This window comes from Pseudomonas purpurea, assembly GCF_039908635.1.
In the GTDB taxonomy this organism is placed as follows: Bacteria; Pseudomonadota; Gammaproteobacteria; order Pseudomonadales; family Pseudomonadaceae; genus Aquipseudomonas; species Aquipseudomonas purpurea.
Genome location: NZ_CP150918.1, coordinates 5,201,850 through 5,221,292, shown reverse-complemented (window position 1 = coordinate 5,221,292; position 19,443 = coordinate 5,201,850). Strand labels below are relative to the sequence as shown.

Annotated in this window: 15 protein-coding genes, 2 tRNA genes and 3 rRNA genes; 11 read left to right on the top strand and 9 right to left on the bottom strand. The window is 56.4% G+C overall.

All coding sequences use genetic code 11. The annotated features are described in order from the left end of the window. Nucleotides 1–25: 25 nt before the first annotated feature. A complete protein-coding gene (locus AABM54_RS23530) occupies nucleotides 26–727 on the top strand; it encodes a lipoate--protein ligase family protein (RefSeq protein ID WP_347902307.1) in 702 nt (233 codons plus the stop codon). Here AABM54_RS23530 and crp read toward each other — a convergent pair. After that, nucleotides 724–1,368 (bottom strand): cAMP-activated global transcriptional regulator CRP, encoded by a 645-nt coding sequence (gene crp / locus AABM54_RS23525; protein ID WP_347902306.1) that lies wholly within the window; start codon nucleotides 1,366–1,368, stop codon nucleotides 724–726. The genes AABM54_RS23530 and crp overlap by 4 nt on opposite strands. A 237-nt stretch (nucleotides 1,369–1,605) precedes the next feature. On the opposite strand from crp, the gene AABM54_RS23520 reads away from it, so the two are divergent. Both AABM54_RS23520 and speD read left to right on the top strand, forming a co-directional pair. Continuing rightward, the gene (locus tag AABM54_RS23520; RefSeq protein ID WP_003194686.1) at nucleotides 1,606–2,028 is read left to right on the top strand and encodes an OsmC family protein; all 423 of its coding nucleotides are present in this window, start codon (nucleotides 1,606–1,608) and stop codon (nucleotides 2,026–2,028) included. A gap of 239 nt (nucleotides 2,029–2,267) precedes the next feature. After that, nucleotides 2,268–3,062 carry an adenosylmethionine decarboxylase gene (gene speD / locus AABM54_RS23515; protein ID WP_347902304.1) on the top strand — a complete coding sequence of 265 codons (795 nt, stop codon included), beginning with the start codon at nucleotides 2,268–2,270 and terminating at the stop codon, nucleotides 3,060–3,062. A 201-nt stretch (nucleotides 3,063–3,263) separates the two neighbouring features. Here speD and coq7 read toward each other — a convergent pair whose 3' ends face one another. The 6 genes from coq7 to hemJ all read right to left on the bottom strand — a co-directional run bounded on the left by coq7 (nucleotide 3,264) and on the right by hemJ (nucleotide 7,808). Beyond that, nucleotides 3,264–3,911, bottom strand: a complete 648-nt coding sequence (coq7, locus tag AABM54_RS23510; protein WP_347902302.1) for a 2-polyprenyl-3-methyl-6-methoxy-1,4-benzoquinone monooxygenase — start codon at nucleotides 3,909–3,911, stop codon at nucleotides 3,264–3,266. A gap of 255 nt (nucleotides 3,912–4,166) precedes the next feature. Next, nucleotides 4,167–4,505: a histidine triad nucleotide-binding protein gene (locus AABM54_RS23505; protein ID WP_347902301.1), complete on the bottom strand. Its 339-nt coding sequence runs from the start codon at nucleotides 4,503–4,505 to the stop codon at nucleotides 4,167–4,169. Nucleotides 4,506–4,543: 38 nt separating this feature from the next. Beyond that, on the bottom strand, nucleotides 4,544–5,374 hold the full coding sequence (locus AABM54_RS23500) for an SDR family oxidoreductase (protein WP_347902300.1): 831 nt from the start codon (nucleotides 5,372–5,374) through the stop codon (nucleotides 4,544–4,546). 61 nt (nucleotides 5,375–5,435) lie between these two features. Then, entirely contained in the window at nucleotides 5,436–6,311 is an 876-nt protein-coding gene (locus AABM54_RS23495) for a DUF805 domain-containing protein (RefSeq protein WP_347902298.1), read from the bottom strand. Between the two features lie 62 nt (nucleotides 6,312–6,373). Beyond that, entirely contained in the window at nucleotides 6,374–7,342 is a 969-nt protein-coding gene (locus AABM54_RS23490) for a nitronate monooxygenase family protein (protein ID WP_347902297.1), read from the bottom strand. A 34-nt stretch (nucleotides 7,343–7,376) separates the two neighbouring features. Next, on the bottom strand, nucleotides 7,377–7,808 hold the full coding sequence (gene hemJ, locus AABM54_RS23485) for a protoporphyrinogen oxidase HemJ (protein WP_347902296.1): 432 nt from the start codon (nucleotides 7,806–7,808) through the stop codon (nucleotides 7,377–7,379). Nucleotides 7,809–7,943: 135 nt separating this feature from the next. On the opposite strand from hemJ, the gene argC reads away from it, so the two are divergent. Both argC and erpA read left to right on the top strand, forming a co-directional pair. Next, the gene (gene argC, locus AABM54_RS23480) at nucleotides 7,944–8,978 is read left to right on the top strand and encodes an N-acetyl-gamma-glutamyl-phosphate reductase (protein ID WP_347902295.1); all 1,035 of its coding nucleotides are present in this window, start codon (nucleotides 7,944–7,946) and stop codon (nucleotides 8,976–8,978) included. A gap of 167 nt (nucleotides 8,979–9,145) precedes the next feature. Next, complete coding sequence (gene erpA, locus AABM54_RS23475; protein ID WP_347902294.1) at nucleotides 9,146–9,496, top strand: iron-sulfur cluster insertion protein ErpA; 351 nt, start codon at nucleotides 9,146–9,148, stop codon at nucleotides 9,494–9,496. Nucleotides 9,497–9,562: 66 nt separating this feature from the next. Here erpA and AABM54_RS23470 read toward each other — a convergent pair whose 3' ends face one another. Both AABM54_RS23470 and AABM54_RS23465 read right to left on the bottom strand, forming a co-directional pair. Next, nucleotides 9,563–10,654 carry an anhydro-N-acetylmuramic acid kinase gene (locus AABM54_RS23470; protein WP_347902293.1) on the bottom strand — a complete coding sequence of 364 codons (1,092 nt, stop codon included), beginning with the start codon at nucleotides 10,652–10,654 and terminating at the stop codon, nucleotides 9,563–9,565. Between the two features lie 3 nt (nucleotides 10,655–10,657). Beyond that, nucleotides 10,658–12,076: a peptidoglycan DD-metalloendopeptidase family protein gene (locus AABM54_RS23465; protein ID WP_347902292.1), complete on the bottom strand. Its 1,419-nt coding sequence runs from the start codon at nucleotides 12,074–12,076 to the stop codon at nucleotides 10,658–10,660. A gap of 210 nt (nucleotides 12,077–12,286) precedes the next feature. Between AABM54_RS23465 and tyrS the strand changes: the two genes are divergently transcribed. The 6 genes from tyrS (at nucleotide 12,287) to rrf (ending at nucleotide 19,342) form a co-directional block, all read left to right on the top strand. Then, nucleotides 12,287–13,486, top strand: a complete 1,200-nt coding sequence (tyrS, locus tag AABM54_RS23460; RefSeq protein WP_347902290.1) for a tyrosine--tRNA ligase — start codon at nucleotides 12,287–12,289, stop codon at nucleotides 13,484–13,486. A gap of 553 nt (nucleotides 13,487–14,039) precedes the next feature. Then, nucleotides 14,040–15,578 (top strand): 16S ribosomal RNA (locus tag AABM54_RS23455). Between the two features lie 162 nt (nucleotides 15,579–15,740). Continuing rightward, nucleotides 15,741–15,817 (top strand) — tRNA-Ile (locus AABM54_RS23450). 30 nt (nucleotides 15,818–15,847) lie between these two features. Beyond that, nucleotides 15,848–15,923, top strand: a tRNA-Ala gene (locus AABM54_RS23445). Nucleotides 15,924–16,176: 253 nt separating this feature from the next. After that, nucleotides 16,177–19,068, top strand: a 23S ribosomal RNA gene (locus AABM54_RS23440). A gap of 158 nt (nucleotides 19,069–19,226) precedes the next feature. Continuing rightward, nucleotides 19,227–19,342: ribosomal RNA gene (gene rrf, locus AABM54_RS23435) — 5S ribosomal RNA — on the top strand. Together the 16S, 23S and 5S rRNA genes with 2 tRNA genes alongside form the textbook arrangement of a ribosomal RNA operon. Nucleotides 19,343–19,443 lie beyond the last annotated feature (101 nt).

Genomic DNA, 19,443 nt, shown 5'->3' with positions numbered 1-19,443 from the left:
AATCTCATGCCTTGCGGAGTCATCCATGACCCGGCCGACCATTCTGACCACCGAAGCCGGCCTGCTCGCCGAACAGGATCTGTTGGCCCATGTCTGCACTGGCGATTCGGACTTCGGTTTATTGTTCTGGCAGCCCAGTGATCGGGCGTTGGTCATGCCGCGGCGATTGAATCGTCTGCCAGGGTTCGAGGCTGCATGTGAAGTCTCGGCAGCGGCCGGTTGGCCGGTATTGCTGCGGGAAACGGGGGGCGAGCCGGTGCCTCAGTCCGCCGCGACCATTAATATCGCATTGGTTTACGCGCCGCCGCGCAGCGAAGGCGATCACGGGCGGATCGAAACGGCCTATCGGCGGTTATGCGATCCGATCTGCGCGTTGTTGATGGAGCTGGGTGGCGTGGCTTCCCTGGGGGAGGTCGACGGGGCTTTTTGCGACGGTCGATTCAACGTCAATCTCGACGGCCGCAAGATGGTCGGCACGGCTCAGCGCTGGCGCCAGAGCAAGGGTGGTCAGCGGCCGGTGGGGCTGGTGCACGGAGCGTTGTTGCTCGATGACGAGCGAGCGTCGATGGTCGCAGCGGTCAATCGCTTCAACGAAGCCTGTGGCCTGGAGGCGCGGGTGCGTGCTGAAAGCCACATTGCCTTGCATGAGCAGTTCGCCGCCCCGGATGCCATCGGGCGGCTGGACACCTTGTATCGGCAAATGCTGGCAGGGGTGATGTCGGCTTAGCGGGTGCCGAACACCACCATGGTCTTGCCTTTGACGTCCACCAGGTTGCGTTCCTCAAGGTCTTTGAGGACGCGACCGACCATCTCCCGCGAGCAGCCGACGATGCGGCCGATTTCCTGACGGGTCACCTTGATCTGCATGCCGTCCGGGTGCGTCATCGCGTCGGGTTGCTTGCACAGCTCAAGCAGGCAGCGCGCCACGCGACCGGTCACGTCGAAAAACGCCAGGTCGCCGACCTTACGTGTGGTGTTGCGCAACCGCTGTGCGATCTGTCCGCTGAGCACGTAAAGAATGTCTGGATCTTGCTGGGACAGTTCGCGGAACTTGCTGTAGCTGATTTCCGCAACTTCGCATTCCACCTTGGCCCGCACCCAGGCGCTGCGCTCCTGTTCCTGGCCTGCTTGCTCAAACAGGCCCAGCTCGCCGAAGAAGTCTCCCGGGTTCAGGTAGGCAATGATCATTTCCCGACCATCGTCATCCTCGATCAGGATGGTGACCGACCCCTTGATGATGAAGAACAGCGTGTCCGAGCGATCACCGGCACAGATGATGTTGCTCTTGGCCTGATAGCGTTTGCGCTGGCAATGCATCAACAGCTTGTCGAGGTTCTTGATCTTGGGTATGGGGGTAATAGCAACCATGGTTGTATCCCGATAAGACTGCACGGTGTGGTTTGGCTTTTTTTATGTGTGGCTGATGACGGTCGCTGAAGCGCTGGCCATGCGCCAGTGAATTGGCGCCAGCTTAACAGACACATTCCTTCAAGATTCGAGAATTTACCTACAGTGCGGGTGCTTCCTGCCTAAGCAGGGGAAGCGCTGCCCGACAGGGACCCTGTGCTAAGCTGGCGACCCTTTTTTTACAGTGGAGTCTTGGCGATGAAGGCACGCATCCAATGGGCTGGTGAAGCCATGTTCCTCGGTGAATCCGGCAGTGGCCATGTGGTGGTCATGGATGGCCCGCCAGAAGCGGGCGGTCGGAACCTGGGCGTTCGACCGATGGAAATGCTCCTGCTGGGTGTAGGCGGTTGCAGCAATTTCGACGTGGTCAGCATTCTGAAGAAGTCCCGTCAGGCCGTTGAGAGCTGCGAAGCCTTCCTCGAAGCCGAGCGTGCGACGGAAGATCCCAAGGTCTTCACCAAGATCCACATGCACTTCGTGGTCAAGGGCCGTGCGCTGAAAGAAGCCCAGGTCAAACGAGCCATCGAGCTGTCGGCCGAGAAGTATTGCTCGGCGTCGATCATGCTCGGCGCGGCGGGTGTCGTCATCACCCACGACTACGAGATCATCGAGCTCGGTTGAATCGACATTCAACTATCATAAAAGCAGCGCAGACTCTGGCGATCCCACGCTGACGTCTGCATAATGCGCCACTTTTTTCAGGGTCGTGGCCGGTCAACCGGCAGGTCACTCACCCGAACAGATAACCAAAATCGCCATCGCGAAGAGGTGTTAACCGTCCTACGCAGGTGCGTTGTTCGCATCTGACGGGCATGCTTGATCACGCGGCCGGGCCGCAATACATAGAGAGTTTTTAAACGGTGAAAAGCAAACTCAAGCTCCATGGGTTCAATAACCTGACAAAGACCTTGAGCTTCAACATCTATGACATCTGCTATGCGGAAACCCCGCAAGACCAGCAGGCGTACGTCGAGTACATCAACCAGATGTACGACGCCGAACGTCTCACGCAGATCCTCACGGAAGTTGTCGATATCATTGGTGCCAACATCCTGAACATCGCCCGTCAGGATTACGATCCCCAAGGTGCCAGCGTGACCATTCTGATTTCTGAGGAGCCGGTGACCCCCACCGAGAGCCAGATCGAAGAGTCGCCGGGCCCGATACCCGAAATCATCCTGGCCCACCTCGACAAGAGCCACATCACGGTGCACACCTACCCGGAAATCCATCCGGTGGACGGTATCGCAACGTTCCGCGTGGACATCGACGTGTCGACGTGCGGGGTCATTTCACCGCTTAAAGCGCTCAACTTCCTGATTCACCAGTTCGAGTCGGATATCGTCACCGTGGATTATCGCGTCCGTGGCTTTACCCGTGATGTTGAAGGCAAGAAGCACTTCATCGATCACGAGATCAACTCGATCCAGAACTACCTCTCCGAAGACACCCGCGACGGTTACCAGATGACCGACGTGAACGTGTACCAGGAAAACATGTTCCACACCAAGATGCTGCTCAAGGACTTCGAACTGGACAACTACCTGTTCGGCGATGCCACCAGCAACTTGTCCGCCGAACAGCGGGTTCAGGTGACTGATCGTGTGAAGCACGAAATGCTCGAGATCTTCTACGCCCGCAACATGCCGACCTGAGATTTTCGAGTACAAAAAAGGCGACTACCTTGCGGTAGTCGCCTTTTTTATTTCTGTTTGTCTGATGTGCCGTGCGAGGGCCTATCGCGAGCAGGCTCGCTCCCACATTAGATCCGCGTCAGAACTCAATGGTGTGAACGATGCGGGCTCAGTGTGGGAGCGAGCCTGCTCGCGATGAGGCCTTACAGAACGACGCAAACTTCAGATCCGATAAGTGCTCTTGGTCATGACCTTGGCCATCAGGCTCATGCCGAACTTCACCGGCGCCGGGAAGCGGAAACCGCCTGCTTCCAGCGCGCTTTCAGCGTGGTGTTCTTCGTCGATGCGCATTTGCTCAAGAATGGCCCGGGACTTTTCGTCTTCGGCCGGCAATTGTTCAAGGTGATCGTTCAGGTGCTTGCACACCTGATCTTCGGTGGCGGCAACGAACCCCAGGCTGACTTTGTCGCTGATCAGCCCGGCAACAGCGCCGATACCGAAAGACAGGCCGTAGAACAACGGGTTGAGCACGCTGGTGTGACTGCCCAACTGATGGATGCGTTGTTCGCACCAGACCAGGTGGTCGATTTCTTCTTCGGCGGCATGTTCCATGGCGGCGCGTACGTGCGGCAGCTTGGCGGTCAGGGCCTGGCCTTGATACAGCGCCTGGGCACAGACTTCGCCGGTATGGTTGATGCGCATCAGGCCGGCGACGTGCCGGGTGTCTTCATCGCTCATTTGCGCGTCGGGCTGCACGATGGCCGGCGACGGGCGATACGGCTGGCCGCTGAAGGGCAGCAAAGTGCGCATCGCAGTGTCGGCTTGCAACAGAAGGCGATCAATTGGCGAGTAGTGACGCTGGGTAGTCATGCTGACCTCCGGGAGGAATCTCGGCGGCCAGTTTACCCCAATCGGCCGGTGAAGGTTTGCGCTGGGTCATTGCAGAAGCCCACTTGGCATTGGCAGATACTGGCTTTGTGGCGAGGGAGCTTGCTCCCGCTCGGCCGTGAAGCGGTCGTAAAGTCAGCCGGTCGGGGAAGGGTCGCGGTGAATGACCTTTGGGCTGCTGTGCAGCCCAGCGGGAGCAAGCTCCCTCGCCACGGAAAATCCGAGCCAGTCTGGCAATCAGCCCGGCGGCCAGTTCATCTGGCGTTGACCGAGTACGTGCATATGAATGTGGTAAACGGTCTGCCCACCCAGTTCATTGCAGTTCATGACCACCCGGAAGCCTTCTTCGCAACCCAGTTCCAGGGCCAGGCGCTGGGCCGTGAACAGAATATGCCCGGCCAATGCCTTGTCGTCTTCGGTAAGGTCGTTAAGCGTACGGACTGCTTTCTTCGGGATAACCAGAAAGTGTACCGGCGCCTGCGGGGCGATGTCGTGGAAGGCCAGTACCTGGTCGTCCTCGTAAATGATCTTGGCGGGTATTTCTCTGTTGATGATCTTGGTGAACAGAGTATCCACAGCTGTTTCTCCGTTGAGTGGGTCCGGGCCGAGTGTACTCAGGCAACGTGCCCGCGCCCAGCCCTTTGCCCGAGATGGGTTAACGCGGGCAGTAGGCCCTTGTTGACCATGCCGACAATGGTGCGGGTCAGCCAGCGGGAGCCGAGGCGAGGCAGGAACGCAAACCAGCGATTCCGGCGGCCGGGAATGATGATTGCGCGGTTCTTGTCCAGCGCCCGCACCGTGTACAGGGCTACTTCCTCGGGGCTCATCAGCAAGTTGCTGCTGGTCAGCTTCTCGGTGTCCAGTTGAGCGGTGCGAAAGAACGCGGTGCGCGTCGGGCCAGGGCAAAGTACCGAGACCTTGACCGCACATTTTTTCAGCTCGACCCGCAAACCCTCGGAGAAGTGCAGCACATAGGCTTTGCTGGCGTAGTAGGTGCTCATCCAGGGGCCGGGATTGAAGGCTGCCACCGAGGCGACATTCAGGATCTGCCCGCCACCCTGTAGCGCCATGCTGTTGCCGATGGCGTGGCACAGGCGGGTGAGGGCCAGGATATTCACCTCGATCAGGTCCTGCTCGGTCATCCAGTCCTGAGCCAGGAACGGGCCACAGGTGCCGATGCCAGCACAGTTGACCAGCAGATCGATCTGTCGGTCACCTTCTTCGAGTTCCAGCAGAAAGCCGGACAGGCGCAGCGGCTCGCCCAGATCGCACGCACGAAACAACACCTCGACGCCAAAACGCTGGGTCAGTTCGATCGCAATGTTTTCCAGCTGATCACGCTGGCGGGCCAGCAGGATCAGGCTGCGACCGCGCCGCGCCAGCGCTTCGGCCATGGCCAGGCCTATGCCGCTGGAGGCGCCAGTGATCAGAGCGTAACGGGTCATGCAGTTCTCCATCGCAACGGCTCACAGCTTGCAGACAACGATGTCGCAGGCGTGAACGCGTTTATTCTTTCTCATAGTCTACAGGGGGCTGGGCAGCTTGCGCCTCGGTGTCTGGCTCGGCAGGTCGCGCGGCGGCACTGTACTCGTATTCATGCCTGAGGGCTGCCAGGCCACCCGCGATTATGCCAATGACACCCAGTGCCACCAATCCCAGCCAGACCCCGCACAGCGCTTTGACGGCAAGACTGTTCGGCGGCGCAGGGGCGCCATAACGATTGGGCCCCGGTGTACCGGGAAGTGCCGCCAGCAGCAGCGGCAAAATACTGCCGATAACCGGCGCCACATACAAAAAACACAGCCAGCCAGACCAGTCGAGGTCGTGCAGGCGTTGCACGGTAATCGTGATGCTCGCGTAAAGGAAGGCCAGCGTCAGTGCGAACAGCAGCAGGATGCCTGGTATAAGCAGGTCAGCGCTGAAAATGATGAGGAAAATCACTGAAGAAAGGCTGGAAGCGACCAGCACCACCACCAACATCCAGGCCAGAAAGCGCAGGCGACCAATGCGGCCCTGCACGCCGAAGATGTTGAGTTCGCCAAACTCCGGCAAGGTTTCGCCAACCGCAGAGCGTGGAGGGCTGTAAGGGGATTCATCGTCTGGAGCGGGCGTAACGGTCTTGACCTTCTCCAGGCTCGGTTCGGGCATGGGGTCGGGTTCGAGGCGGGCTTTGATGCCGGTTCTCGACAGTGCCGTCAGGTAAGTCTGAGCTTCTGTGTGCGACACGTCGCGCTTCAGCGTAATGGGTTTGCCTGTGAACAGCCTATCAATCGCGCTGACATCGCACTTGAACAGCTCGGCCAGGTTGAGCTTGGCGGTCGTGACATCAACGCCTGGCAACAGAGTCCCGTCGAAGACGATCTTGTATCGGCGTTCGTTCATCGGGCCTCCATGTCACCCATCGTTGGTGTAGCCAACCGCAAGGGTTGGCCCCTTCCGGTGGATCAGCGTGGCCAGCGTTTTGGCAGTTGTGCTGCGTGTTCCTGTGCCTTGCGGTACTCAGCGTCCAGTCGAGCCACCAATTCATCGACGCTCGGCAGGTCGTCGATTTCACCGACGCCCTGGCCGGCAGACCATACGGTTTTCCAGGCTTTGGCTTCGTCGCTCAGCGGCTTGAGTTTCGAACCGAAGTCGACCTTGCCTTTGCCTTGTAGCGCGTCGACGTCAAAACCGGCGTTCAACAGGCTTTGGCGCATGAAGCTCGCAGGTACGCCAGACACTGCTGGAGTATGGACGATGTCGGCCGCTCTGGAAGTCAGTAGCATCTCTTTGTAGGCGTCAGGTGCACGGCTTTCAGTGGTGCCGATAAATCGCGTACCGAAGTAGGCCAGATCCGCCCCCAGCAGTTGCGCGGCGAGAATCTCGTGCCCGTGGTTCAGGCAGCCCGCCAGCAGCAGGGTTTTGTCGAAGAACTGCCGAATCTCGGCAATCAGCGAGAATGGGCTCCAGGTTCCGGCGTGGCCACCGGCCCCGGCGGCAACGGCGATCAAGCCATCGACTCCGGCTTCGGCGGCTTTTTCCGCGTGACGACGGGTTGTCACGTCATGGAATACCAGGCCGCCATAGCTGTGTACCGCATCAACGAGTTCCTTCACCGCACCAAGGCTGGTAATCACGATCGGCACTTTGTGCTCGATGCAGATCGCGAGGTCAGCTTCCAGTCGAGGGTTGCTGTGGTGCACGATCAGGTTCACCGCATACGGCGCCGGGTTTTCCAGTGTGGCCAGGCCCGCTTCGATTTCCTCAAGCCACGCCTTGAAACCGCTGCTTTCGCGTTGGTTCAAGGCTGGAAAACTCCCCACCACACCATTGCGGCAACAGGCGAGCACCAGTTGCGGGTTGGAAATCAGGAACATCGGCGCTGCCACCACAGGCAGACGCAAACGTTGTTCGAGCAAAGCGGGCAGCGACATTGGAAGTACCCCGATAAATGGCGACTAGTAAGATTTAGAACGGTCGTACTACAACCAAAATTACAATAGCCAGCAATATCAGAACTGGCACTTCATTGAACCAGCGATAAAAGACATGGCTACGGGGGTTCTCGCCACGGGCGAAACGTTTTACCTGCGCGCCGCACATGTGGTGATAACCGATGAGGATCACCACCAGCGTCAGCTTGGCGTGCATCCAGCCACCCTGGCCGAAGTAGGCGCTGGGGTTGAGGCTGATCAGCCAGCCGCCGAAGATCAGGGTAGCGATCATTGCCGGGCCCATGATCGCGCGATACAGCTTGCGTTCCATGAGGCTGAAGCGTTCTTTACTGACGCTGTCTTCGCTTTGAGCGTGGTAAACGAACAGGCGCGGCAGGTAAAACAGGCCGGCAAACCAGCAAACGACGCTGATGATGTGAAAAGCTTTGAGCCACAGATAAAGCATTTTTAGTTATTCCCAGGTTCACGGTAGCCCGAATAGTAGAGGCTTGAGCCTCCGTACGTCATCTTGACGGTTGTCGCAGGGCAGAGCGCACCCTATTATCGACGGCTTTCCAGTGGGTTCGTTGAGGGCAGGTTTATGGTCAAGGTCGGTATCGTCGGCGGCACGGGTTACACCGGTGTCGAACTGCTGCGTCTGTTGGCGCAGCATCCGCAAGCTGAAGTGGTTGTCATCACTTCCCGATCCGAGGCTGGCCTGCCAGTCGCTGACCTGTACCCGAACCTGCGAGGCCACTACGACGGCCTGGCATTCAGCGTTCCGGACATCAAGACCCTGGGCGCTTGTGACGTGGTGTTCTTCGCCACCCCTCACGGTGTAGCTCACGCCCTGGCCGGTGAACTGCTCGCGGCCGGGACCAAGGTCATCGACCTGTCGGCAGACTTCCGTCTGCAGGACGCTGACGAATGGGCCAAGTGGTACGGTCAGCCGCACGGCGCGCCAGAGCTGCTGGAAGAGGCGGTCTACGGCTTGCCGGAAGTCAATCGCGAGCAGATCAGGCAAGCACGGCTGATCGCGGTTCCGGGTTGCTACCCAACCGCCACCCAACTGGGGTTCCTGCCGTTGCTTGAAGCCGGCCTGGCCGATACATCGCGTCTGATCGCGGACTGCAAGTCGGGCGTCAGTGGCGCCGGTCGGGGCGCCAGCGTCGGTTCGCTGTACTCCGAAACCTCCGAAAGCATGAAAGCCTATGCCGTCAAAGGGCATCGCCACTTGCCGGAGATTCGCCAGGGGCTGCGTCGCGCGGCGGGCAAGGACGTTGGCCTGACCTTCGTCCCGCACCTGACGCCGATGATCCGTGGCATTCACTCCACGCTCTATGCAACCGTGGTCGACCGCTCGGTGGATTTGCAGGCGCTGTTTGAAAAGCGTTATGCCAATGAACCGTTCGTCGACGTGATGCCGGCTGGCAGCCACCCGGAAACCCGCAGCGTGCGTGGTGCCAACGTTTGCCGTATCGCGGTTCATCGTCCACAGGATGGCGACCTGGTCGTTGTACTGTCGGTCATCGACAACCTGGTCAAAGGTGCTTCGGGCCAGGCGGTACAGAACCTGAACATCCTGTTTGGCCTGGATGAGCGCCTGGGCTTGTCCCATGCCGGTATGTTGCCGTAAGCAGTATCCCGTGCAGCAAAAAGGCCCGTTAAGCGGGCCTTTTTGCTTTCTGTAGGAGTGATTCTGCTGATTGCTATACCGTAACAATAGTTGACCGCTTTTCTGGGAGAAGCGGATAATGCGCGTCATCACGCATTATGGCGGCGTAACGCCGGGAGATAGTCAGCATGAGCGTCGAATCCTTCACCCCCACGGCTTTGCAATTCACCCAAGGTGCCGCGCACAAGGTGAAGAGCCTGGTCGATGAAGAGGGTAATGATCGCTTGAAGCTGCGCGTATTCGTTACGGGCGGCGGTTGTTCAGGGTTTCAGTACGGCTTCACCTTCGATGAGGATGTGGCCGATGACGACACCATCGTCGAGCGCGAAGGCGTGAGCCTGGTGGTCGACCCGATGAGCTACCAGTACCTGGCAGGTGCCGAGGTGGATTATCAGGAAGGTCTGGAAGGTTCGCGTTTCGTGATCAAGAACCCGAATGCCACCACGACGTGTGGTTGCGGTTCTTCGTTCTCGATCTGATCGCGCCTCACGCATAACAAAACGCCGCAGTGCCTCACGGCATTGCGGCGTTTTGCTGTCTGGCGATCAAGCGGGGTAGATGGCGCCGAGTACGCGCAAGCCACGAGCGCCAGTGACGCTTGGACGGTTGGCGGGGATGCTTTCGAGGCAGCAATGGGCCAGCCAGGCGAACGCCATGGCTTCGACCCAGTCCGGGTCTACGCCGTAAGCGGCTGTGCTACTGACTTTCGCGTTGGGTAGCAGGCTGGCAAGACGGCCCATCAGTGTGGCGTTGTGGGCGCCACCACCGCAGACCAGCAGTTCCTGTGTATCGGTTTGGGCCGATTGCAGTGATTCGATAATGGTCAGTGCTGTCAGCTCAAGCAGCGTGGCTTGCACGTCCTGCGCGGCAAAGGTGGGCAGATTGCTCAGGTGCTGTGTCAGCCATTGCAGGTTGAACACTTCGCGGCCCGTGCTTTTAGGGCCCTTTGTCAGGAAGAAGGGGTCGCTGAGCAAGGCTTTAAGCAGAACAGATTCAACCTTGCCACTTGCTGCCCACTGGCCATCACGGTCGAAGGTTTCACCGCGTTGCTGGTGAATCCAGGCATCCAGCAGAACATTGCCGGGGCCACAGTCAAAGCCTGAAACAGGCTTGCCGGTTTCGATCAGGCTCAGATTGCTGAAGCCACCGACGTTCAAGACTGCGCGGTGACCGCTGCGCTCTTCAAACAGGGCTTCATGAAAGGCCGGAACCAGTGGCGCACCTTGTCCGCCCGCCGCGACGTCACGGCTACGGAAATCACTGACGACGGTGATCCCGGTCAGTTCGGTCAGTAGCGCGGGATTGCCGATCTGTACCGTGAAGCCGCGTGCAGGCTCGTGGCGAATGGTTTGGCCGTGGCTGCCAATCGCACGAATGTCATGAGGGTTGAGCCGTTGCTCGGCGAGAAGGCTGTTAATGCCTTGCGCGGCCAGTTTCACCCAGTTCTGCTGGGCGATGGCGGAGCGGGCAATCTCATCGGGGCCGCTGGCGCACAAGCCAAGCAGCTCGGCGCGCAGGGTGTCTGGCATGGGGATGTAATGCGTGGCGATCAGCTTGATCGCCGGGGCCTGCTCGATCAGTGCAATGTCCAGGCCGTCGAGGCTGGTCCCGGACATCACGCCTATATAGAGCGCCATGGCTTAACGTTTGCTCGAGGCCAGTTGGGTGGCCTTCTCTTGATCCATGCGCGCCATCAGCGGTTGGCTCTGTTGCAGGAAGCGTGCGCGTTCTGCCTTGGCGATCGGGTCTGCCATCGGCAGTTTCTGGCCCAGTGGGTCAACGTGCACGCCGTTCACCTGGAACTCATAGTGCAAGTGCGGGCCCGTGGAGAGACCGGTGGTGCCGATGTAGCCGATGACCTGGCCCTGCTTGACGTTGCCGCCAGTCTGCACGCCTTTGGCAAAGCCTTGCATGTGGCCGTACAGCGTGCGGTAGCTGTTGCCGTGCTGAATGATCACAGTGTTGCCATAGCCACCACGACGACCGGCCAGCAATACTTTGCCGTCGCCGGCTGCCTTGATCGGCGTGCCGCGTGGCGCGGCATAGTCGACGCCTTTGTGGGCGCGGATTTTGTTCAGGATCGGGTGCTTGCGGCCCATGGAGAAGCGCGAGCTGATGCGGGCAAAGTCTACCGGGGTGCGGATGAATGCCTTGCGCATGCTGTTGCCGTCAGCGGTGTAGTAGCTGCTGTTGCCTTGTTTGTTGGTGTAGCGTACGGCGGTGTAGGTCTTGCCGCGGTTGGTGAAGCGGGCAGACAGGATGGGGCCGTTGCCGACCGCTTTGCCGTTTACGACTTTCTGTTCGTAGATCACATCGAACTCGTCACCCTGGCGAATATCTTGGGCGAAGTCGACGTCGTAGCCAAACACGCTGGCCATGTCCATGGTCAGGCTGTGGGACAGACCGGCCCGGGCAGCGGACTGCGAGAGCGAGCTGTTGATCACGCCGTGAACATAAGCGGAACGCACCGTTGGTTTGGCGGTAATGCGGTTGAACGCAAAACCTTTGGCGCCTTTGGTCAGGCTGATGCTTTCAAGGTCGCTGACTTTGCTGTGCAGGTTGTTCAACTGACCGTCTGGGGTGAGTTCGAACTCGAGTTTCTGACCGTGTTTCAGTTGAGTGAATTGCTTGGCCTGCTTGTCGCTGGCCAGCACCTCATGCACGGCGGTAGCAGGCAGGCCAACCTTTTCAAACAGGGTGGAAAGCGTATCGCCCTTGGCAACAATCACTTCACGGTGGCCTGGCGCTTTCTTCTCTTCAACGGCTGGCGCAGCAGGTGCTTGAGCTGTTTTCTGGGTCTCGTCGGTGCTGTTTTCGATCTGTGCGAAGGGTGACTCTACCGCCTCATTTGTGGCTTGTGCGGCGTCGGCAGCGTCTTGATCTTGTGTCAGTTGTTCAGCAGGGCTTTCCAGTTCAAGGCTCAGCGTCGTCTTTTTGGCTTCTACATCACTGGAAGGGAATACCAGGAGCGCCAGGCTGAGGAGGGCGGCGATACCACTTGCAGCGAGCAGGTGGGTCTTCGGATAAAGCGGTGGCGCTTTAGACGGTTCAGTGGTCATAGGTAATTTGACTTTGAAAATGATGAATTGGAAAAGATGAATGACATGATGAAGATGAAATAACTGTATAAAATATAACCAAATCACTCTTGAAGCAAGTCTGCGGACGCTCTGTTCGTGGATTGGCGTCCGTACGCCGGGCAAAACTTGTAATTGAGCTGCGTTCTTGTATGGTTGGTTCCCTTTGAATCTGAGCCTTGCGGGTCTGTTATGAAGTCGGTTGAAGAGCAGCTAGCGCTGATCAAACGTGGTGCGGAAGAACTGTTGGTCGAGTCCGAGCTGGTCGAGAAGCTCAAGCGCGGCCAGCCGCTGCGCATTAAAGCTGGCTTCGATCCGACTGCGCCGGATTTGCACCTGGGTCATACGGTGCTTATTAATAAGCTGCGCCAGTTCCAGGATCTGGGTCACCAGGTGATCTTCCTTATAGGTGACTTCACCGGGATGATCGGGGATCCGAGCGGCAAGAGCGCAACGCGTCCGCCACTGACGCGCGAACAAGTGCTTGATAACGCCGAGACCTACAAGACCCAGGTCTTCAAGATTCTCGACCCGGCAAAGACTGAGGTGGCCTTCAACTCCACCTGGATGGATCAGATGGGGCCGGCGGATTTCATTCGCCTGACGTCTCAGTACACCGTCGCCCGGATGCTGGAGCGCGATGACTTCGATAAGCGCTACACGACCAATCAGCCCATTGCGATCCATGAGTTCCTGTACCCGCTGGTTCAGGGATATGACTCGGTAGCGCTGCGCGCCGATGTTGAGTTGGGCGGTACTGATCAGAAGTTCAATCTGCTGATGGGGCGTGAGCTGCAGCGTGGGTACGGTCAGGAAGCTCAGTGCATTCTGACGATGCCATTGCTTGAAGGTTTGGATGGCGTGAAGAAGATGTCCAAGTCGTTGGGCAACTACGTCGGTATCCAGGAAGCGCCGGGTGTCATGTATGGCAAGCTGGTTTCGATTCCTGATGCATTGATGTGGCGTTACTTCGAACTGCTCAGCTTTCGTTCCGTGGATGAGATCAATGCATTGCGCGCTGATGTCGAGGCTGGCGCCAATCCTCGGGATATCAAGATCAAGCTGGCCGAAGAGATCGTTGCGCGCTTTCATGGTGAAGAAGCGGCCGCGAACGCGCACCGTGCTGCGGGTAACCGTATGAAGGACGGCGAGTTGCCGGATGACCTGCCGGAGATCGAACTGACTGCAACGGAGGATATGCCCATTGCGGCAGTCCTTAATAAAGCAGGGCTGGTGAAGAACTCGGCGGTCGCGCGTGACCTGCTCGGTTCTGGTGGTGTGCGTATAGATGGTGAGGTGGTTGATCGCACCTTTATATATGCACTGGGTGCGACCCATGTTTGCCAGGCGGGCAAGAAGGCATTTGCACGCATTACGCTTAAATCCGAGTAAGGCTGAAATTAGGGGTTGACGGCGTTTTATATCTGTCTATAATTCGCCCCACTTCCGGCGCAGTCGAAACGGAAAACTCCTTGGTAAACAAAGAGTTACGCAGTTTTCGGCAGCGGGTTGCTTCAGTTCATCGAAGCCTGGAAGGAGTTGAAAGAGCGGTGTAGTTTGGCTCTTTTAACGGTTCGGTCTTCTCGATCGAAAGCGGAGAAAAAGAGGGGTTGACAACAGCGAGTAACGCTGTAGAATTCGCCTCCCGCTGACGAGAGATCGGAAGCGCAAGTGGTTGAAGTTGTTGAAGAATTCTTCGAAAGCTTCTGAAAATAATCACTTGACAGCAACAGAGGCTGCTGTAGAATGCGCGCCTCGGTTGAGACGAAAGGTCTTAACCAACCGCTCTTTAACAACTGAATCAAGCAATTCGTGTGGGTGCTTGTGCAGTCAGACTGATAGTCAACAAGATTATCAGCATCACAAGTTACTCCGCGAGAAATCAAAGATGTAACCAACGATTGCTGAGCCAAGTTTAGGGTTTCTTAAAAACCCAAAGATGTTTGAACTGAAGAGTTTGATCATGGCTCAGATTGAACGCTGGCGGCAGGCCTAACACATGCAAGTCGAGCGGCAGCACGGGTACTTGTACTTGGTGGCGAGCGGCGGACGGGTGAGTAATGCCTAGGAATCTGCCTGGTAGTGGGGGATAACGCTCGGAAACGGACGCTAATACCGCATACGTCCTACGGGAGAAAGCAGGGGACCTTCGGGCCTTGCGCTATCAGATGAGCCTAGGTCGGATTAGCTAGTTGGTGAGGTAATGGCTCACCAAGGCGACGATCCGTAACTGGTCTGAGAGGATGATCAGTCACACTGGAACTGAGACACGGTCCAGACTCCTACGGGAGGCAGCAGTGGGGAATATTGGACAATGGGCGAAAGCCTGATCCAGCCATGCCGCGTGTGTGAAGAAGGTCTTCGGATTGTAAAGCACTTTAAGTTGGGAGGAAGGGCAGTTACCTAATACGTAATTGTTTTGACGTTACCGACAGAATAAGCACCGGCTAACTCTGTGCCAGCAGCCGCGGTAATACAGAGGGTGCAAGCGTTAATCGGAATTACTGGGCGTAAAGCGCGCGTAGGTGGTTCGTTAAGTTGGATGTGAAATCCCCGGGCTCAACCTGGGAACTGCATTCAAAACTGTCGAGCTAGAGTATGGTAGAGGGTGGTGGAATTTCCTGTGTAGCGGTGAAATGCGTAGATATAGGAAGGAACACCAGTGGCGAAGGCGACCACCTGGACTGATACTGACACTGAGGTGCGAAAGCGTGGGGAGCAAACAGGATTAGATACCCTGGTAGTCCACGCCGTAAACGATGTCAACTAGCCGTTGGGAGCCTTGAGCTCTTAGTGGCGCAGCTAACGCATTAAGTTGACCGCCTGGGGAGTACGGCCGCAAGGTTAAAACTCAAATGAATTGACGGGGGCCCGCACAAGCGGTGGAGCATGTGGTTTAATTCGAAGCAACGCGAAGAACCTTACCAGGCCTTGACATCCAATGAACTTTCCAGAGATGGATTGGTGCCTTCGGGAACATTGAGACAGGTGCTGCATGGCTGTCGTCAGCTCGTGTCGTGAGATGTTGGGTTAAGTCCCGTAACGAGCGCAACCCTTGTCCTTAGTTACCAGCACGTTATGGTGGGCACTCTAAGGAGACTGCCGGTGACAAACCGGAGGAAGGTGGGGATGACGTCAAGTCATCATGGCCCTTACGGCCTGGGCTACACACGTGCTACAATGGTCGGTACAGAGGGTTGCCAAGCCGCGAGGTGGAGCTAATCCCATAAAACCGATCGTAGTCCGGATCGCAGTCTGCAACTCGACTGCGTGAAGTCGGAATCGCTAGTAATCGCGAATCAGAATGTCGCGGTGAATACGTTCCCGGGCCTTGTACACACCGCCCGTCACACCATGGGAGTGGGTTGCACCAGAAGTAGCTAGTCTAACCTTCGGGAGGACGGTTACCACGGTGTGATTCATGACTGGGGTGAAGTCGTAACAAGGTAGCCGTAGGGGAACCTGCGGCTGGATCACCTCCTTAATCGACGACATCAGCTGCTGCATAAGCTCCCACACGAATTGCTTGATTCATTGAAGAAGACGATAGAAGCAGCCTGTATCGGTTTGTAGCTGAGTTGGTTAGAGCGTACCCCATGCTTTGTGGTAAGGAGCAGGGTGAGGTCGGCCTTAGTAGCTCGAAATTGGGTCTGTAGCTCAGTTGGTTAGAGCGCACCCCTGATAAGGGTGAGGTCGGCAGTTCGAATCTGCCCAGACCCACCAATTTTGTGTGGGAAACGCCTGTAGAAATACGGGGCCATAGCTCAGCTGGGAGAGCGCCTGCCTTGCACGCAGGAGGTCAACGGTTCGATCCCGTTTGGCTCCACCACTTACTGCTGTTTCTGCGTTAGAGCTTAGAAATGAGCATTTCCTTCGGATGAAGGTTAAATGTTGATTTCTAGTCTTTGATTAGATCGTTCTTTAAAAATTTGGGTATGTGATAGAAAGATAGACTGGACGTTACTTTCACTGGTAACGGATCAGGCTAAGGTAAAATTTGTGAGTTGCTCTTGATTAAGAGAGCATGCGAATTTTCGGCGAATGTCGTCTTCATAGTATAACCAGATTGCTTGGGGTTATATGGTCAAGTGAAGAAGCGCATACGGTGGATGCCTTGGCAGTCAGAGGCGATGAAAGACGTGGTAGCCTGCGAAAAGCTTCGGGGAGTCGGCAAACAGACTTTGATCCGGAGATGTCTGAATGGGGGAACCCAGCCATCATAAGATGGTTATCTTAAGCTGAATACATAGGCTTAAGAGGCGAACCAGGGGAACTGAAACATCTAAGTACCCTGAGGAAAAGAAATCAACCGAGATTCCCTTAGTAGTGGCGAGCGAACGGGGACTAGCCCTTAAGTGGCTTTGAGATTAGCGGAACGCTCTGGAAAGTGCGGCCATAGTGGGTGATAGCCCTGTACGCGAAAATCTCTTAGTCATGAAATCGAGTAGGACGGAGCACGAGAAACTTTGTCTGAATATGGGGGGACCATCCTCCAAGGCTAAATACTACTGACTGACCGATAGTGAACTAGTACCGTGAGGGAAAGGCGAAAAGAACCCCGGAGAGGGGAGTGAAATAGATCCTGAAACCGTATGCGTACAAGCAGTGGGAGCCCACTTTGTTGGGTGACTGCGTACCTTTTGTATAATGGGTCAGCGACTTATTTTCAGTGGCGAGCTTAACCGAATAGGGGAGGCGTAGCGAAAGCGAGTCTTAATAGGGCGTCTAGTCGCTGGGAATAGACCCGAAACCGGGCGATCTATCCATGGGCAGGTTGAAGGTTGGGTAACACTAACTGGAGGACCGAACCGACTACCGTTGAAAAGTTAGCGGATGACCTGTGGATCGGAGTGAAAGGCTAATCAAGCTCGGAGATAGCTGGTTCTCCTCGAAAGCTATTTAGGTAGCGCCTCATGTATCACTGTAGGGGGTAGAGCACTGTTTCGGCTAGGGGGTCATCCCGACTTACCAAACCGATGCAAACTCCGAATACCTACAAGTGCCGAGCATGGGAGACACACGGCGGGTGCTAACGTCCGTCGTGAAAAGGGAAACAACCCAGACCGTCAGCTAAGGTCCCAAAGTTATGGTTAAGTGGGAAACGATGTGGGAAGGCTTAGACAGCTAGGAGGTTGGCTTAGAAGCAGCCACCCTTTAAAGAAAGCGTAATAGCTCACTAGTCGAGTCGGCCTGCGCGGAAGATGTAACGGGGCTCAAACCATACACCGAAGCTACGGGTATCACTTAGGTGATGCGGTAGAGGAGCGTTCTGTAAGCCTGTGAAGGTGAGTTGAGAAGCTTGCTGGAGGTATCAGAAGTGCGAATGCTGACATGAGTAACGACAATGGGTGTGAAAAACACCCACGCCGAAAGACCAAGGTTTCCTGCGCAACGTTAATCGACGCAGGGTTAGTCGGTCCCTAAGGCGAGGCTGAAAAGCGTAGTCGATGGAAAACAGGTTAATATTCCTGTACTTCTGGTTATTGCGATGGAGGGACGGAGAAGGCTAGGCCAGCTTGGCGTTGGTTGTCCAAGTTTAAGGTGGTAGGCTGGAATCTTAGGTAAATCCGGGATTCTAAGGCCGAGAGCTGATGACGAGTTACCCTTTGGGTGACGAAGTGGTTGATGCCATGCTTCCAAGAAAAGCTTCTAAGCTTCAGGTAACCAGGAACCGTACCCCAAACCGACACAGGTGGTTGGGTAGAGAATACCAAGGCGCTTGAGAGAACTCGGGTGAAGGAACTAGGCAAAATGGCACCGTAACTTCGGGAGAAGGTGCGCCGGTGAGGGTGAAGGACTTGCTCCGTAAGCTCATGCCGGTCGAAGATACCAGGCCGCTGCGACTGTTTATTAAAAACACAGCACTCTGCAAACACGAAAGTGGACGTATAGGGTGTGACGCCTGCCCGGTGCCGGAAGGTTAATTGATGGGGTTAGCTAACGCGAAGCTCTTGATCGAAGCCCCGGTAAACGGCGGCCGTAACTATAACGGTCCTAAGGTAGCGAAATTCCTTGTCGGGTAAGTTCCGACCTGCACGAATGGCGTAACGATGGCGGCGCTGTCTCCACCCGAGACTCAGTGAAATTGAAATCGCTGTGAAGATGCAGTGTATCCGCGGCTAGACGGAAAGACCCCGTGAACCTTTACTATAGCTTTGCACTGGACTTTGAATTTGCTTGTGTAGGATAGGTGGGAGGCTTTGAAGCGTGGACGCCAGTCTGCGTGGAGCCAACCTTGAAATACCACCCTGGCAACTTTGAGGTTCTAACTCAGGTCCGTTATCCGGATCGAGGACAGTGTATGGTGGGTAGTTTGACTGGGGCGGTCTCCTCCTAAAGAGTAACGGAGGAGTACGAAGGTGCGCTCAGACCGGTCGGAAATCGGTCGTAGAGTATAAAGGCAAAAGCGCGCTTGACTGCGAGACAGACACGTCGAGCAGGTACGAAAGTAGGTCTTAGTGATCCGGTGGTTCTGTATGGAAGGGCCATCGCTCAACGGATAAAAGGTACTCCGGGGATAACAGGCTGATACCGCCCAAGAGTTCATATCGACGGCGGTGTTTGGCACCTCGATGTCGGCTCATCACATCCTGGGGCTGAAGCCGGTCCCAAGGGTATGGCTGTTCGCCATTTAAAGTGGTACGCGAGCTGGGTTTAGAACGTCGTGAGACAGTTCGGTCCCTATCTGCCGTGGACGTTTGAGATTTGAGAGGGGCTGCTCCTAGTACGAGAGGACCGGAGTGGACGAACCTCTGGTGTTCCGGTTGTCACGCCAGTGGCATTGCCGGGTAGCTATGTTCGGAATAGATAACCGCTGAAAGCATCTAAGCGGGAAACTAGCCTCAAGATGAGATCTCACTGGAACCTTGAGTTCCCTGAAGGGCCGTCGAAGACTACGACGTTGATAGGTTGGGTGTGTAAGCGCTGTGAGGCGTTGAGCTAACCAATACTAATTGCCCGTGAGGCTTGACCATATAACACCCAAGCAATTTAGTGACTCGAGAGAGCGCCAGATTGCGGTGTGTGAAGACGAAACGAACCGAAAGTTTGCGATTCACAAAGCACCGAGATCTATCACATCCCCATTCGCTGGAGCGTGAACCGAAAGGCACACGAGCTGGCTACCGAATTTCTTGACGACCATAGAGCATTGGAACCACCTGATCCCATCCCGAACTCAGCAGTGAAACGATGCATCGCCGATGGTAGTGTGGGGTTTCCCCATGTGAGAGTAGGTCATCGTCAAGATTAAATTCCGAAACCCCTATCTGCGTATGCAGGTAGGGGTTTTGTTTTGCCTGCGATAAAGTTGCTCCGTTGGGTTTCTATGCAACAGCCCATGGCATAGC